The 14,852-nt window shown below is 61.3% G+C and carries 8 protein-coding genes; 3 read left to right on the forward strand and 5 right to left on the reverse strand.

What is annotated here, in order from left to right:
- The first annotated feature begins 248 nt into the window (after window positions 1-248).
- Entirely contained in the window at window positions 249-1,355 is a 1,107-nt protein-coding gene (locus MQE22_RS07840; RefSeq protein ID WP_226827281.1) for a flavin monoamine oxidase family protein, read from the forward strand.
- A 15-nt stretch (window positions 1,356-1,370) separates the two neighbouring features.
- Here MQE22_RS07840 and MQE22_RS07845 read toward each other — a convergent pair whose 3' ends face one another.
- Window positions 1,371-2,315 carry an RluA family pseudouridine synthase gene (locus MQE22_RS07845; RefSeq protein WP_215872810.1) on the reverse strand — a complete coding sequence of 315 codons (945 nt, stop codon included), beginning with the start codon at window positions 2,313-2,315 and terminating at the stop codon, window positions 1,371-1,373.
- A gap of 190 nt (window positions 2,316-2,505) precedes the next feature.
- On the opposite strand from MQE22_RS07845, the gene MQE22_RS07850 reads away from it, so the two are divergent.
- On the forward strand, window positions 2,506-4,974 hold the full coding sequence (locus tag MQE22_RS07850) for an Rne/Rng family ribonuclease (RefSeq protein WP_215872811.1): 2,469 nt from the start codon (window positions 2,506-2,508) through the stop codon (window positions 4,972-4,974).
- 107 nt (window positions 4,975-5,081) lie between these two features.
- On the opposite strand, the gene MQE22_RS07855 is transcribed toward MQE22_RS07850, so the two are convergent.
- Genes MQE22_RS07855 through gltX form a run of 3 tightly spaced genes read right to left on the reverse strand, consistent with a single transcriptional unit; the run spans window position 5,082 to window position 8,372 of the window.
- Window positions 5,082-5,588 carry a low molecular weight protein-tyrosine-phosphatase gene (locus MQE22_RS07855; RefSeq protein ID WP_215872812.1) on the reverse strand — a complete coding sequence of 169 codons (507 nt, stop codon included), beginning with the start codon at window positions 5,586-5,588 and terminating at the stop codon, window positions 5,082-5,084.
- Entirely contained in the window at window positions 5,563-6,954 is a 1,392-nt protein-coding gene (gene cysS / locus MQE22_RS07860) for a cysteine--tRNA ligase (protein ID WP_215872813.1), read from the reverse strand. The genes MQE22_RS07855 and cysS overlap by 26 nt, the downstream gene beginning before the upstream one ends.
- Window positions 6,955-6,977: 23 nt before the next feature.
- A complete protein-coding gene (gene gltX, locus MQE22_RS07865; protein ID WP_215872814.1) occupies window positions 6,978-8,372 on the reverse strand; it encodes a glutamate--tRNA ligase in 1,395 nt (464 codons plus the stop codon).
- A gap of 73 nt (window positions 8,373-8,445) precedes the next feature.
- Here gltX and MQE22_RS07870 point away from each other — a divergent pair, with 73 nt between their 5' ends.
- Window positions 8,446-10,932 (forward strand): penicillin-binding protein 1A, encoded by a 2,487-nt coding sequence (locus MQE22_RS07870; protein WP_215872815.1) that lies wholly within the window; start codon window positions 8,446-8,448, stop codon window positions 10,930-10,932.
- Between the two features lie 24 nt (window positions 10,933-10,956).
- Here the strand turns inward: MQE22_RS07870 and purL are convergent, their stop codons facing one another.
- A complete protein-coding gene (gene purL, locus MQE22_RS07875) occupies window positions 10,957-14,814 on the reverse strand; it encodes a phosphoribosylformylglycinamidine synthase (RefSeq protein WP_215885424.1) in 3,858 nt (1,285 codons plus the stop codon).
- Window positions 14,815-14,852: the final 38 nt, after the last annotated feature.

A 14,852-nucleotide genomic window follows, 5' to 3' on the forward strand; every position in this document is an offset into this window, starting at 1 on the left:
GATGCACTGCTGCGGATGTTCGAGCAGGCGCTGAAATATGTACTCGCCTTACACTGCAGTCGGCATTCCTCGCCCGGCCGGACCTTGTTACGTGCTTGGGTAGTAGCCAAGATAAGAAACGACTGCTCGCATTGCCTCAAACTATGCAGTATTTTGGTGGGTATGCCCTCCTTTGACTGTAACAGTTGCCCTAACCCGCCTGCGAGTGCAGATCACGGAATCTTTCGCGAAGCCTCGAGCGAGGCCAAATGATGCTGACTGCGCGTATCGCCATCGTCGGTGGCGGGCTGGCGGGACTCTATGCAGCCTATCTACTGGAGCAAAAGGGCATACACGATTATGTGCTCCTGGAAGCGCGCGAGGGTTGGGGCGGACGGATCGCCACGACGCCCAGCATTACCGAAAGTTCAGCACTGGATCGCTTCGACCTCGGCCCAACATGGTTCTGGCCCGACTACCAGGCACAACTCGACCGCCTGATCCAGAGTCTGGGTCTGGAACGTTTCGCGCAATATGAAAAGGGAAGCATGCTTGTCGAGCGCACGCCCCACGGCGCAGCGGAGTGGATGCCTGGCTACACCTACACGCCGCCGTCGATGCGGCTGGTCGGAGGCATGGGCGCATTGATCGACGCTGTGCGGCGGACATTGCCAGCGCACAAGCTTTTGCTGAATCATCGCGTACAGCGCATACGCAGCGAGGGTCAGCATGTCGAACTGGACGTCGAGGCGGCGCAACAGGCCCTCACTTTCCGCGTGGAATCACTACTTCTGGCCGTACCACCGCGCCTGGCGGCGACCACCATCGACTTCCTCCCCGAGTTGCCGGGGCCGCTGCTGCAGGCCTGGAGAGCCACCCCCACCTGGATGGCGCCCCATGCCAAGTATCTTGCCGTCTACGACGAGCCATTCTGGCGCGCGCAGGGTTTGTCCGGAGAGGCGCGTAGCGCTTGTGGACCCCTCGGTGAAATGCACGATGCGTCCATGCCGGGTGGCAGTGCGGCCTTGTTCGGGTTTTTCGCCTTGCCCGCCGCGCTTCGCAAGGGAATCCCCGAGGAAACTCTCCGGTTGCACTGCCGCGCGCAGTTTGCGCGACTGTTCGGAGAGCGGGCGGCAACGCCGCGGGCGGACTTTCTCAAGGACTGGGCCGCCGATTCCTGGACGGCGACTGAGGCGGACCAGAGTGAGGTCGCTCAGCATGGTTCGGCCCCACCTTCCTCGGCGGCAGAAGGTCCTTGGCGGGGACGACTCACTGGCATTGCCAGCGAATGGTCACCCCAGTTTCCGGGCTATGTTGCCGGCGCTGTCGAAGCGGCCGCGCTCGGCGTTGGCCAGCTATTACGACAAAAGACCTGAACTGGCTTACGAGCCCTATGCGCCAGCCAGGGAATCCAGCAGCGTCGCAAGTTCTGCCGGTAATGGCGCCTCGACGCGAATCATGCGTTCATCCCGTGGATGAGGGAACGCCAACAGGCTTGCATGTAGAAAAAGCCGCCGCAGCCCGCGCTCGCGAAAGCGGGCGTTGGCGTTCGCATCGCCATATTTTTCGTCCCCCAGCAGGGGGTGACCCAGGGCTTGCAAATGCACGCGGATCTGGTGCGTGCGGCCGGTCTCGAGCTCGGCCTCCACCAGAGTACAGTCGGACAACCTTTGCAGAGGGGTGAAGCGCGTGGCGGCGGCCTTACCTTCCTGCTGATCTACCCGCACCATCCGTTCGCCCGAGCGCAGGGTATTTTTGCGCAGAGGCAGATCGACGCGACGCTCTCCCCCCACCCATTTCCCCCATGCCAGACCCAGATAGCGTTTCTGAAAGGCAGACTCGCGCAGATCAGCATGCAGTTGGCGCAGCGCCGAGCGGCGCTTGGCCAGCAGCAGGCAACCGGAGGTCTCCCGATCCAGACGATGCACCAGTTCCAACTCGCGCAGTTCCGGACGCAGACTGCGCAGTGCCTCGATGACTCCCCAGGCGATCCCCGAACCGCCATGTACGGCCAGGCCACTGGGTTTGTCCAGGACGAGCAGCCGGTCATCCTCATAGAGAATGCGCTGGCGTAGATCATCGGCGAGCCAGGACGAAACCTGGGGCGCAGGACTGGGGTCGGCCTGGCGCAGCGGTGGGACGCGCACCTGGTCACCCGGCGCCAGATGATATTGCGCCTTGGCCCGCCCCTTGTTCACCCGCACCTCGCCACTGCGCAGGATTTTGTAGACATGGGAGCGCGGCACCCCTTTCATCACGCGCAACAAAAAATTGTCCAGCCGCTGCCCCGCCTCTGCTTCTCCGATCTCCAGGTAGCGGACCCCGCTTTCTGCCATCTGCCAACTCCATCGCCAAGGTTTGCGATTCTATTCTCATCTGTCATATATTGCGACGTAGGCCGCGCTGCAGTGAGAGTGCACCGGTCGAAGATACAGGTACAATCATCGGCTGCGACCGTATGTGCCGCCCAGTTCATGCAATACGTTGCGCTCCCCATTGTGGGTTTGAGCGCCGGAGAAGACAGTAATGAAAAGAATGTTGATCAATGCCACCCATGCAGAAGAGCTGCGGGTGGCGCTCGTAGATGGACAGAAACTGCTCGATCTGCATCTGGAACACGCCTTCCGTGAGCAGAAAAAAAGCAATGTATACAAAGGGAAAATCACCCGCATCGAGCCCAGCCTCGAGGCCGCTTTTGTCGATTATGGCGCCGAACGGCACGGCTTTCTGCCCCTCAAAGAAATCTCCCGCGAATATTTTCAAAAACAGGAATCCGGCCGCAAGCGCATCCAGGAACTGGTGCGCGAAGGTCAGGAAGTCATCGTCCAGGTCGACAAAGAGGAGCGCTCAAACAAGGGCGCGGCATTGACCACCTTCGTCAGCCTGGCGGGCCGTTACCTGGTATTGATGCCCAACAATCCCCGAGCGGGTGGTGTGTCGCGGCGCATCGAGGGGGACGACCGGGCCCAGATCCGTCAGCACCTGCAAATGCTGGACATTCCGGAAGACATGGGGGTGATTGCCCGCACGGCCGGGATTGGCCAGGATTTCGAGGCGCTGCAACGCGATCTGGAATATCTCAAGCAGATCTGGCAGGCGATTCTGGCGGCGGCTGCCGAGCAGCCTGCCCCCTTCCTCATCTACCAAGAAGGCAATGTGGTGGTGCGCGCTCTGCGCGATCACTTTTCCGAGGACATCGGCGAAGTCCTGATCGACGAGGCGTCGGCCTTTGAGGCGGCACAGCAATTCATGCGCGGAATGATGCCGCGCATGCTTTCCCGCCTCAAATTCTACGAAAACGATATACCACTTTTCAGCCGTTACCAGATCGAACAGCAGATCGAGTCGGCCTTCAGCCGCGAGGTACGCCTGGAATCGGGCGGCGCCATTGTCATCGACCACACCGAAGCGCTGGTCGCCATCGACATCAACTCCGGCAAGTCCACCAAGGGGCAGGATATCGCCGAAACCGCCTTCCAGACCAATCTGGAGGCAGCGGATGAAATCGCCCGGCAGATTCGCCTGCGCGACCTGGGAGGGCTGATCGTCGTTGATTTCATCGACATGGAATCGCCCAAACATCAGCGCGAGGTCGAAACCCGCATCCGCGAGGCCCTGAAAATCGATCGGGCGCGGGTGCAGGTGGGCCGTATCTCCCGCTTTGGACTGCTGGAGATGTCACGCCAACGGCTGGGTGCGAGTCTGGACGAAGCCACCTACGAACCTTGCCCACGTTGCCGCGGCACCGGCCAGATCCGCGGCTGCGAGGGCACCGCCATGCATGTGCTGCGCCTGCTGCACGAAGAAGCCCTCAAGCGCAATTGCAGCGAAGTGGAGTGCCAGGTACCGATCGATGTCGCTGTCTATCTGCTCAATGAAAAGCGGCAGGCGATCCTCGAACTCGAGGCACGCAGTGGGGTGCGCCTCAACATTATCCCCAATCCGGCTCTGGTGACACCGCACTACGAGATCCAGCGCATCAAGGGCGAAGCCAGCCCCGAGCGCCCCGTCGAGAGTCGCGTCAGTGCGGTGCCACAGCGTCCGAGCAAGGCGACGGCAAACAGCAGTGCGGCAATCACCCCCCTCACCGCGCCACCGCCACCGGACGAGCTGCCACCGCCACGCCTACCGACAGCCAAGGCCAAGCCGGCCGCCCCTGCACCGCGCGAAGAAGGAATTCTTGCGCGTCTCGTCCGCGCCCTGGTCTCCCGCTACGTACCGATGGATGCCGAAACTTTCGCCGCCTATACCGGCGCGGCCGAAAGTACCGACAATGGCGAAAAGGTCGCCAACGATAGCGAGAGCCCGGACGACGGCAGTCGCGCCGGGGGGCGCCGCCGGCGCCGGGGCGGTCGGCGGGCGCGAGCGCGACGCCAGCACGGCGGCGAGGCCAATGCGGTAGACGACGAACTCGAAGAAGAACCAGAGTCCAGCCCAGTGATCCTGCCCCCCGCGGAGGGTGGCATGGTCGACGAGGAGCTTCGCTACCCCGGTCTGGTACCCGCAGCCGACGACTGGCACCAGTTACTGGTCCCCGCCAGTGCCGTCGCGAGCCAAGTACATGGAGAAGCGCCCGCCGAGCGATTGGAAGTAGCCCACGAGGTCGGAGCATTCGATCCTGTACCCAGCAACAATTCGCCATCGGCAGAATCCGTTGACGCGGATTCCGAAAATGCGAGTGCCGAATGGGATGTCAATGCCAACGCCGATGATGTTGTCCCGACAGACACGCCTGCGCTAGGCAGTGGAGATAGCGCCAATAGGGATCTGCCAGAACCACTCTCGGAAGAAGAGACGTCCGCTACGCCGCAGGCAAGCAGTGAGGATGCAGCTCCGGTAACGACTGGGGATACGAACCAAATTTCCGATCTGGAGGTTGCGGAACCCGCAGCGCTGGAGGTGGTTGGCGAGGCGGCAGGCGCTACGGAGGATCGGCCAGCGGGCGACGAAAATGACCTGCTCAAGGGTCAGGGTGATCTTCTCGGAGGCGACTGACCCCCCAATGCTATTCACCGGGCAAATGCATTTCACGAAAGCGCTGCCCGGCCGAGACGGTGACAAACGGCATGGGGGTGTAGGGTCGGCAGCAGAACCTTCGCTGTTCAGCTAGGATTTTTCTGCAATCGGCCCGTCCGCGCAAAAAATTTTTCCGCGGCTTGCTCAATCTGCGCTCGGCAAGCGCGAAAATCTTCCATCTCCCCCCAGTAGGGATCAGCAACCTCTTCCGGCTCCCGGCCCTCGAGAAAGGGATCGAGGAGTAGTCCAAGCCTGGCAGAATGCCCGGCTGGGGCAAGGGACTGGAGCGCGCGCAGGTTCGCGCGGTCCAGGGCCAGTATCCAGTCGAAGCGGGTAAAGTCGGACTTCTCTACCTGGCGGCCCCGGAGATTTTCGATGGCGATACCGACCTCGGCGCTGGCCCGTTGCGCGCGTCGGTCCGGTGCCTCACCGACGTGGTAATCCGCTGTCCCCGCCGAGTCGATCTGCCAATCCAGGCCGCGCTGCTCTGCGAGCTGACGAAAGACTCCCTCCGCCATCGGCGAGCGGCAGATATTTCCCAAACATACCAACAGGATCTTCATGTCCTCAACGCCGCCGCCAGGTACTGCCACTCGCGCTGTCCTCGATGACGATCCCCGCCGCTTCCAGATCTGCACGGATGGCATCGGCATGGGCGAAATTGCGCTGTACCCGCGCAGTCTGCCGCTCCGCGAGTTTGGCCTCGATCCAGTCGGCGTCTTCGTCCTCGCCCTGAAAGAAGCGCTCGGGATCCTGCTGCAGGAGGCCGAGAATTCCGCCGAGATGACGCAGGAGCGTACCCAGGGGCGATGCCAGTTCGCTGCCCTGCTCGCGCAGCCGGTTGATTTCCCGCGCCAACTCGAAAAGTACGGCCAGGGCCCCAGGCGTATTGGCATCATCGGCCAACGCAGCGACGAATCGCGCCTCCCAATCTGCACCGAGCTCCGGCACCAGCTCGTGGGGGGGCAATCCCCGCAGCGTCGTATACAGTCGTACAAGGGAATTTTGTGCCGCGGCCAAGGCATCGTCACTATACTGCAGTGGACTACGGTAATGGCTGCTGAGAATAAAAAAGCGCAGGGCTTCGCCGCCATAGATGGGGATCAGATCGCGTACCGTCACGAAATTTCCCAATGATTTCGACATCTTTTCGTCGCGCACGCGAATATGCCCGTTGTGCAGCCAGTAGTGCGCGAAGGCACAGCCGGCACCCTGCGACTGCGCGATCTCGTTTTCGTGATGCGGAAACTGCAGATCGAGGCCACCCCCATGAATGTCGAAGGCACAGCCCAAGGCCTCGGTTGACATCGCGGAACATTCGATATGCCAGCCTGGGCGCCCTTCCCCCCACGGCGATGCCCAGGCCGGCTCGCCGGGTTTGGCTGCCTTCCACAACGCAAAGTCCAAAGGATCCCGCTTCCGTTCATCCGGCTCGATGCGGGCACCTACCTGCAGTTCGTCGAGGCTGCGCCCGGAGAGTTTGCCATACCCGGGAAAGCTGCGTACCGCGTAATAGACGTCGCCATTCTCGGCAACATAAGCGTGGCCCTTGTCGATGAGGGTGGCAATCAGGGCCTGCATGCCCGGGATATGCTGCGTGGCACGTGGTTCAAGATCCGGTGGCAGGCACCCCAGTGCCGCCTCATCTTCGTGCATCGCCACGATGAACCGCTCGGTGAGCGCCGTGATTGGCTCCTGCCGCTCTGCTGCCCGGTGGATGATCTTGTCGTCGACATCCGTAATGTTGCGCACATAGCGAGTTTCCAGGCCCCAGTAGCGGAGAATGCGTGACCAGGTATCGAAGGTGACCATGGCGCGGGCATGACCCAAGTGACAATAATCGTAGACGGTCATCCCACAGACGTAGAGGCTCGCCGTGCCAGACTGCAAGGGCGTGAAAACAACCTTTTCTCGCTGCAGACTGTCGTGGAGGTGTAGAACAGGGAGTGCTTTGGGCATGACGTTCTCGAATCCGTTTGCGTTCAGGAGAAAATAGGTGCCAGGCGACGCAGCACTTCCTCGGGGGGGATGAAGGACAATAGCTGTGCCAGCTCTGGGCCTTGCTCCCGGCCGGTGAGGGCCAGACGCAGGGGATGGAACAGGGCACGTCCCTTGCGTCCACTCTGTTGAGCGAGCTGACGGGTCCAGGCACGGAAGTCATCGGGCTGCTCCTTATAGCACGTCTGCGCCTGTTGCCAGAATTCTGCACCGTTTTCCGCCAGTTCTGCCCGCACCTTCTCGCTGCGCCCAAGCGGGTGAAAACAGGCTTCTGCCCAGGCGACGGCATCCGCAGGCAAAAGCATATTACCACGGATGGCAGCGACAAAGCCGCTGATCTGCGCATCCGGGACCAGAGTCAGGTGTGGGCGCAGCCAGGCGACGAGCTCGTCGAGCCCTAGGTGCTGCAACGCCTGTTCCTGCCAATACTGCAGTTGCTCCCGATCGAAATGGGCCGGTGCGCGGCCGATGCGCGCCAGAGAAAACTCCGCAATCAGCTCCGCATCGCTGCGCCAGTGGGTGGCGGGGTAGTGGTGACCAAGCTGACCGAGATAATTGCGCAGGGCCGCAGGCAGATAACCCGCGCTGCGCAGCTCGCGCAGGCTGGCCGCGCCATTGCGCTTCGACAGGGGTTGGCCATCACTACCCTGCAGCAGCGGCAGATGTCCATATTGTGGTACCGGCAGCCCGAGTGCCTGCAGGATCAGAATCTGCCGCGGCGTGTTACTGAGATGATCCTCGCCGCGCAACACCAGATTCACTCCCATCAGGGCATCATCGACGGCGTTGGCAAAGAAAAAGGACGGACTGCCATCACTGCGCCGTAGAACAAAATCGCCCAGGTCCGCCAAGTCATAGCTTCGCTCTCCCCAGACGAGGTCATCCACGGACAGAGTGCCCGAGCACGGCACGGCGAAACGCAGCGTAGCTTCCTCCCCCCCTTCCAGACGCCGCGCTACCTCCGCAGCGGAAAGCGCCCGACAGCGACCTGAGTAGCGCGGCGCCTTTCCTGCCGCACGCTGCGCATCCCGCTCGGCACTCAGCTCGTCCGCCGTGCAGAAACAGGGATAGGCGTGCCCAGTATCGACAAGTCTCTGCAGCAGATCGTCGTACACTGGTAAGCGCTCCATCTGCGCATACGGTCCATGCGGGCCGCCGCAGTCTGGACCCTCGTCCCAGCCCAGCCCCAACCAACGGAGATCCTCGAGCAGGACTCTGGCCAGTTCGGCCGGAGAGCGGGCCTGATCGGTATCTTCCATGCGGACAATGAAGCGGCCGCCACTCTGACGTGCCGCCCAGAAGGCAAACAACGCGGTGCGGGCATTGCCCAGGTGAATGTGACCCGTGGGACTCGGTGCGAAGCGACTCGTAAAAATCATCGTGATATCATAGAAGGCCAAAGGCCCTGTCGCAATCGACAGGGCCTGTCAGCAAGGAAAATAGGGAAGGTACATGGGCAAAGGAAATTCTTCTGGGGCGAGCAAGACTGCGCCACGCAGAAAACGTCACGTGGGTCGCTGGGTATTTCTGATCGTGCTGTTGATTTTCGCCAACCTCTTCATCGGTGCGGCTATTTTTACCTACCGGATCTGGGCAACTTTACCGCCCGTGCACGAGCTGAAGGAATGGCATCCAGATGAGCCACTGCGTATCTATGCCGCCAATGGCAGCCTGTTGCAGGTGGTCGGCCCACAGATGCGCTATGCCCTGCCCCTGAGCCAGATCCCCACAAAACTGCAGGACGCCTTCATTGCCGCCGAAAACTCCCACTTCTACAGCAGCAATCCACTCTACTACCCAGTCAGCCTACCCGGGATCCTGCGCGCCGCCTTTGTCGATCTGACACATATGGCGCCGGTGCAAGGGGCCAGCACCATTCCCGAGCAGGTCGCCCGCAATTTTTATCTGACCCCGCAAAAGACCATCACCCGCAAGGTTGCGGAGATTCTGCTTGCCTACAAGCTGGCGCAGCACTTCACCCATGCCCAGATCCTCGAACTATACCTGAATAAAATCTACCTCGGTCAGGGCGCCTATGGGGTGGAGGCAGCAGCCGAGACCTATTTTGGCAAGCGCATCGATCAGCTCACCCTGGGCGAGATGGCAACCATTGCCGGACTGCCGCCCGCACCTTCCTACCTGAACCCGGTGGTCAATCCCAAACTGGCCAGCAAGCGTCGCGATTATGTGTTGCGTCGCATGCATGCGCGCGGCTATATCACTCGCGCGGAGATGGATGCCGCCGAGCAGGAACCCATTTTATCTCGCTACCATGAGTCGGCCTCCAATACTGCGCCGTATGTGACGGACTGGATCGCCAACTGGCTCAGCCAGGAGTTCGGCACAGATTTCACCTATCGTTCGGGGCTCAAGGTCTACACCAGTATCGATCCGCAAGATCAGCAGGCAGCCAACCGGGCGTTGGAAATCGGCCTGGAAAATTACGACATGGGCCTCACCAGTCTGGATCCGAAAACCTTTCGCGGTCCCATCACTCGCCTGCACGGCGCAGACTACCAGGCGGCCTTGGCCGGCAAGCGCCCAGAGGCGCTTCCCCCGCACGATCCCGCCAATCTGAAATGGGCTGTGGTCATCGCCAGCTCGGCCAAAAGCGCGGAGCTGTCTCTAGAGGGCAAAAAAACCATTACTCTCACCCTGCGTGACGTCGCCTGGGCACGCTCCCGCCCGGGCGGGCCAAAGCCGCGAGCGGTGGATGCGGTCCTGCAGCATGGGGACCTGGTCTGGGTGAGACCCTACGTAACGGCGGTAACCGCCGGTGCCGGACAGGAATGGGGTGCGAACGTTTGGTCCTCCGCTGGCCCAGATGCGGGATGGCAATTGACCCAGATTCCCAAGGTACAGGGCGCCATCGTCAGCCTCGATAGCCATACCGGGGCGATCCTCGCCATGAGTGGCGGCTTCAGTTACGAGCTGAGTCATTTCAACCGCGCGGTGTTTGCCTATCGGCAACCGGGTTCTGGCTTCAAGCCCTTCGTCTATGCCGCTGCCATGGACGCACCGGCGCTGCTCGCCTCCGGCAACAGTAGCTACATGACGCCGCAGACCTTGATCCCGGATACCCCACTATCCATTACCCTGCCCTCCGGCCAGGTCTATAGCCCAACCAACTACAGCAATCAATTCTCCAATACCCCGATTCCGGTATGGTCAAACCTCGCATACTCGCACAATGTTCCGAGCGTGCGGATTCTGATGGACGTTGGCATCCCTTACGCGGTGCAGTACGTGCAGCGTTTTGGCTTTCCCGCAAAACAGATTCCGTCGGTACCCTCGATGGTGCTGGGATCTGGGGATTTCGCTCCGATTCAGATGGCGCGCGGCTACGCGGTGTTCTCCAATGGCGGGTACCTGGTCAAGCCCTATCTGATCCGCAAAATCGTCAAGAGTAACGGTACTCAGGTATCGTTACTCGGTTGCCCAATGGGCTACGAAGCGCCACCGAGCGAGCCAGCGATCCCGACCGGCGTTGCCTACCTGATGACCGAAATGATGCAACAGGTGATCAAGATCGGTACTGGCGTTGCCGCCCAAAGCCTGGGACGCCACGATATCGCCGGCAAAACGGGTACGACCAACAACGAAAACAATGCCTGGTTCAACGGCTTCAGCCCGCAGATTACCACCAGTGTCTGGGTGGGCTATGACGATAACCACAGCATGGGACGCTGGGCCGCCGGGGCGCGGGAGGCATTGCCGATCTGGATTCACTACATGAAGACGGCGCTCAGCAAAACTCCGGATCTGCCTTTTCCCCGGCCAAGCACGGTTTCCGGTGCAACAGAAAGCTTCGCCAGCCCCATTGGCGTATCTGACTACCTGACGGGATACCCACCGGTGGCCAGCGTCACTTCCGCGACGGCGAGCACCAACAGTAGTGAGAGCAGCAAGCTGATTGAAACGATTAAAAACCTGTTCTAAGAGACGGCCTGCCGCAGCGATTCATCAGGATACGCTGCGGTAGGCGTTGCGGAAAATCTCCAGCCAGGGGGTGTCGGCCTGCCAATCGGCGGGGTGCCAGCTCATTTGCACCGTTCGCACCACCCGTTCCGGGTGCGGCATGAGGATGCTTGCCCGTCCGGTGCTGGAACACAAGCCAGTAATTCCCTGCGGCGATCCATTGGGATTGACCGGATAGCGGGTAGCCACCTGCCCGTTGGCATCGATGTAGCGCATCGTCACCGGCGCCTGAGAGACCTGCTCTGGGTCGTGGAATATCGCTCGCCCCTCCCCGTGCGCCACGACGATTGGCGCTTGCAGACCCGCCAGTCCCGCAAAGAGGGGTGAGGGAGAAGCCAACACTTCCACCATGGCCAGACGCGCCTCGAACTGCTCCGAACGATTGCGCCGAAAGCTTGGCCAATATTCCGTTCCGGGAATCAACTCGCGCAACTCTGCCAGCATCTGGCAGCCATTGCAGACCCCTAGCGCCAAGCGGGTCGAGTCGGCAAAGTAGCCGGCAAACTGCAAGCGCAGAGCTTCGTGGTAGAGGATCGACTTGGCCCAGCCGGCACCGGCCCCCAATACGTCACCATAGGAAAAGCCGCCGCAGGCGGCAAATACCGGATAATTGCGGATATCGTCACGACCGGCCAGCAAATCGCTCATGTGGACGTCGACGGCGGTGAAGCCGCTGCGCGCAAAGGCCGCGGCCATCTCCACCTGGCCGTTGACCCCCTCCTCGCGCAGAATCGCCACGCGCGGCTTTGCCGCGCCGATCTCTGGCGTGGGAAAGCTGGGACGCTGATCCTCCCGCCAATTACTGAACAGACTGGGACGCAGGGCCGTGCCATGCGCATAGGCCTCGCCTGCGCAATCGGGATCATCACGCAAGGACTGCAGGCGATTACTGGTTTCCGCCCAGGCTGCCAGCAATTCGCTACCCGCCTCATCCAGCAAGGCTGCGCCATCCTGCAGGATACGCAACCGCCAATCCACCGTCACTGGCCCAAGGCAATGCAAGCGGGATTCCAGCCCTGCCGCAGCAACCAGACTCTGCAGCACCTTCGCGTCCGCACGACGGATCTGGAGCAAAAAGCCGGGCTCTTCGGCAAAGAGAAAGCCCATGCACTCCACATCTACAGGGATGACGATATCTACGCCACGCCGGCCAGCGAAGGACATTTCACAGACACTGGCCCAGAGGCCACCATCGGAACGGTCGTGATACGCCAGAACGACACCTTCCTGTCGCAACTTGCGCAGCAACGCAAAGGCCGCCCGCAACAGCAAGGGCGCATCGAGATCGGCAGATTCCGCACCCAGTTGTCCCAAAATCTGCGCCAGAATGGACGCCCCCAGTCGACCACGTCCGAGGTCCAGCAGCCAGAGCTCTGTGTCTGCGAGATCCTGCAACTGTGGGGTCCAGGTGGCGGCAACATTCGCCACCGGCGCAACCGCTGTAATGATCAGACTCAGTGGCCCGGTCACCGATTTCTGGACATCGCCCTCCTGCCAGACCGTCTGCATCGATAGGGAATCTTTGCCAACGGGAATGCTCAACTCCAGTGCCGAGCAGAGTTCTTCCGCCACACTGCGCACGGTTTCGAACAAACGCGCGTCTTCACCGGCGACATTGACCGCCGCCATCCAGTTGGCGGAGAGCTTGATCTGCCCCAATTCCTGCACATCAGCGGCAAAGAGATTCGTCAACGCTTCCGCCAGGGCCAGACGACCGCTTGCCGGCGCATCGAGCACCGCCACCGGCCCGCGTTCACCCAAGGCCATCGCCTCACCGTGAAATTGCCAAAAGTCGGCGGCAGAGACGGCGCAATCGGCTACCGGTACCTGCCAGGGACCGACCATCTGATCGCGGGCGATCAGGCCACCGACACTGCGATCGCCAATGGTGACGAGAAATTCCTTACTGGCAACCGAGGGGTGGCGAAGCACGGCGTAGGCAAGATCACGCAGATCCTTGTCCGGGATCTGGAGAGCTTGCGTGCGCATGGGCACGCTATGTGCGTCCCGCAGCATGCGCGGCGGGCAACCCAGCAGGGCGTCGAGGGACATCTCCACAGGCAAATCCCGGAATAGCTCATCTTCCACCCGCAGATAGTCACCCTCTTCCGCTGTACCGAGCACGGCGACCGGGCAGCGCTCCCGCTGGCAGAGGGCGAGGAACTCCGCCAAGCGATCGGCGGCCACCGCCAAAACGTAGCGCTCCTGCGCCTCGTTGCACCAGATCTCCATGGGCGACATCGCCGCGTCGTCATTGGGCACGGCGCGCAGTTGCAAGGTGCCTCCCCGCCCACCATCGTGCAGAAGTTCGGGCAAGGCATTGGACAGGCCGCCAGCGCCAACATCATGAATGGAAAGAATGGGCGATTCCTCTCCCAGGGCAATACAACGCTCGATCACCTCCTGGGCGCGCCGTTGCATCTCCGGGTTGCCACGCTGTACCGAGGCAAAATCCAGGTTCTCTTCCCCCTTGCCACTCGCCACACTGGAAGCCGCGCCGCCCCCCAGGCCAATGAGCATGGCAGGGCCGCCAAGCACCAGAACCTTGGCCCCGACGGGCAAGGGCAGTTTCTGAATCAAAGTCGGCCGAATTTGACCGATGCCACCCGCGAGCATGATGGGCTTGTGATAGCCCCAGTGGCGTCCGCCTTGCTCGCCTTCAAAAACGCGAAAATAGCCAGCCACACTGGCACGCCCGAACTCATTATTGAAGGCCGCCGCGCCGATCGGCCCTTCGAGCATGATTTCCAGGGCAGAACGGATGCGCTGGGGACGCCCGTAAAACTCTTGTTCCCAAGCCTGCTCGTAGCCGGGGATACGCAGTTGCGATACGGAAAAGCCACAGAGCCCCATCTTTGCCTTACCACCGCGGCCCGTCGCGCCCTCGTCCCGGATTTCTCCACCACTACCCGTCGCCGCACCGGGAAAGGGAGAGATGGCGGTTGGATGATTATGGGTCTCGACCTTGATCAGAATACCCAAATTTTCGTTGTGACTTTGGTAGTTCCCATCACTGCCGGCGCAAAAATAGTGGCTTGGCGCATAGGCTTCGATCACAGCGGCGTTGTCATGATACGCCGAGAGTGTGCCTTGCGGATGGGCTCGATGCGTAGAACGGATCATACCGAACAAGGTCTGACTTTGTTCCCGATCATCCAGACGGAATTGCGCATTGAAGACCTTGTGCCGGCAGTGCTCCGAATTCGCCTGGGCAAACATCATCAGTTCGGCATCACTCGGATCGCGTTGCAAGTCGCGAAAAAGCTGCGCCAAGTAATCGATTTCCGCAGCCGAGAGGGCAAGCCCCAGTTCCTCGTTGACGGCGAGAAGGGCCGGCAGGCCCTCCCGCAGGAAAGGAACGCGGCGCAGGGGACGCGGCTGCGGATGCACAAAAACGACATCGGCGGCCTGCCAGTCTTCCAGCACCGACTCGGTCAAGGGGTCGTGCAGAAGCGCCAGCAGCCTCTCCCGTTCTGGCGGCAGCAGGCTTTGATCATGGTCTACATAGTAAGCAATACCGCGTTCGATGCGTCGCAGATTGCCCAGACCACAAACCTGGGCGATTTCCGTAGCCTTGCTCGACCAGGGAGAAACCGTGCCTAGGCGGGGCACCACAGCAATCTCCATCGCGCCACCCTTGCCTATCCAGGGCTCGCCATAACCCAACAAAGCCTCGGCGCGTTCTTGCTCCTCGTTAGCGGGGGCTTGCTCCCAATCGAGCAGATGCACATAGCGCGCGGCAAGACCACAAACGGCGAGTCCCTCGGCATGAAGCCGCTGCAGGATGCGTTGGGCACGAAAAACAGACAGGGCCCGAGCCCCGCGATGGATGGCGAAGGTCACGGCAATCTCCCGGCAGACCTGAGGAATTGGATGATTCT

This window comes from Acidithiobacillus sp. YTS05 (genome assembly GCF_024396695.1).
GTDB lineage: Bacteria > Pseudomonadota > Gammaproteobacteria > Acidithiobacillales > Acidithiobacillaceae > Igneacidithiobacillus > Igneacidithiobacillus copahuensis.

What these genes read in the sequence shown, in the direction of transcription:
- MQE22_RS07850 (WP_215872811.1), top strand. Translation starts at nt 2,506, where the DNA reads ATGAAAAGAATGTTGATCAATGCCACCCATGCAGAAGAGCTGCGGGTG.
- MQE22_RS07840 (WP_226827281.1), top strand. Translation starts at nt 249, where the DNA reads ATGATGCTGACTGCGCGTATCGCCATCGTCGGTGGCGGGCTGGCGGGA.
- cysS (WP_215872813.1), bottom strand. Translation starts at nt 6,954, where the DNA reads ATGCCCAAAGCACTCCCTGTTCTACACCTCCACGACAGTCTGCAGCGA.
- MQE22_RS07845 (WP_215872810.1), bottom strand. Translation starts at nt 2,315, where the DNA reads ATGGCAGAAAGCGGGGTCCGCTACCTGGAGATCGGAGAAGCAGAGGCG.
- gltX (WP_215872814.1), bottom strand. Translation starts at nt 8,372, where the DNA reads ATGATTTTTACGAGTCGCTTCGCACCGAGTCCCACGGGTCACATTCAC.
- MQE22_RS07870 (WP_215872815.1), top strand. Translation starts at nt 8,446, where the DNA reads ATGGGCAAAGGAAATTCTTCTGGGGCGAGCAAGACTGCGCCACGCAGA.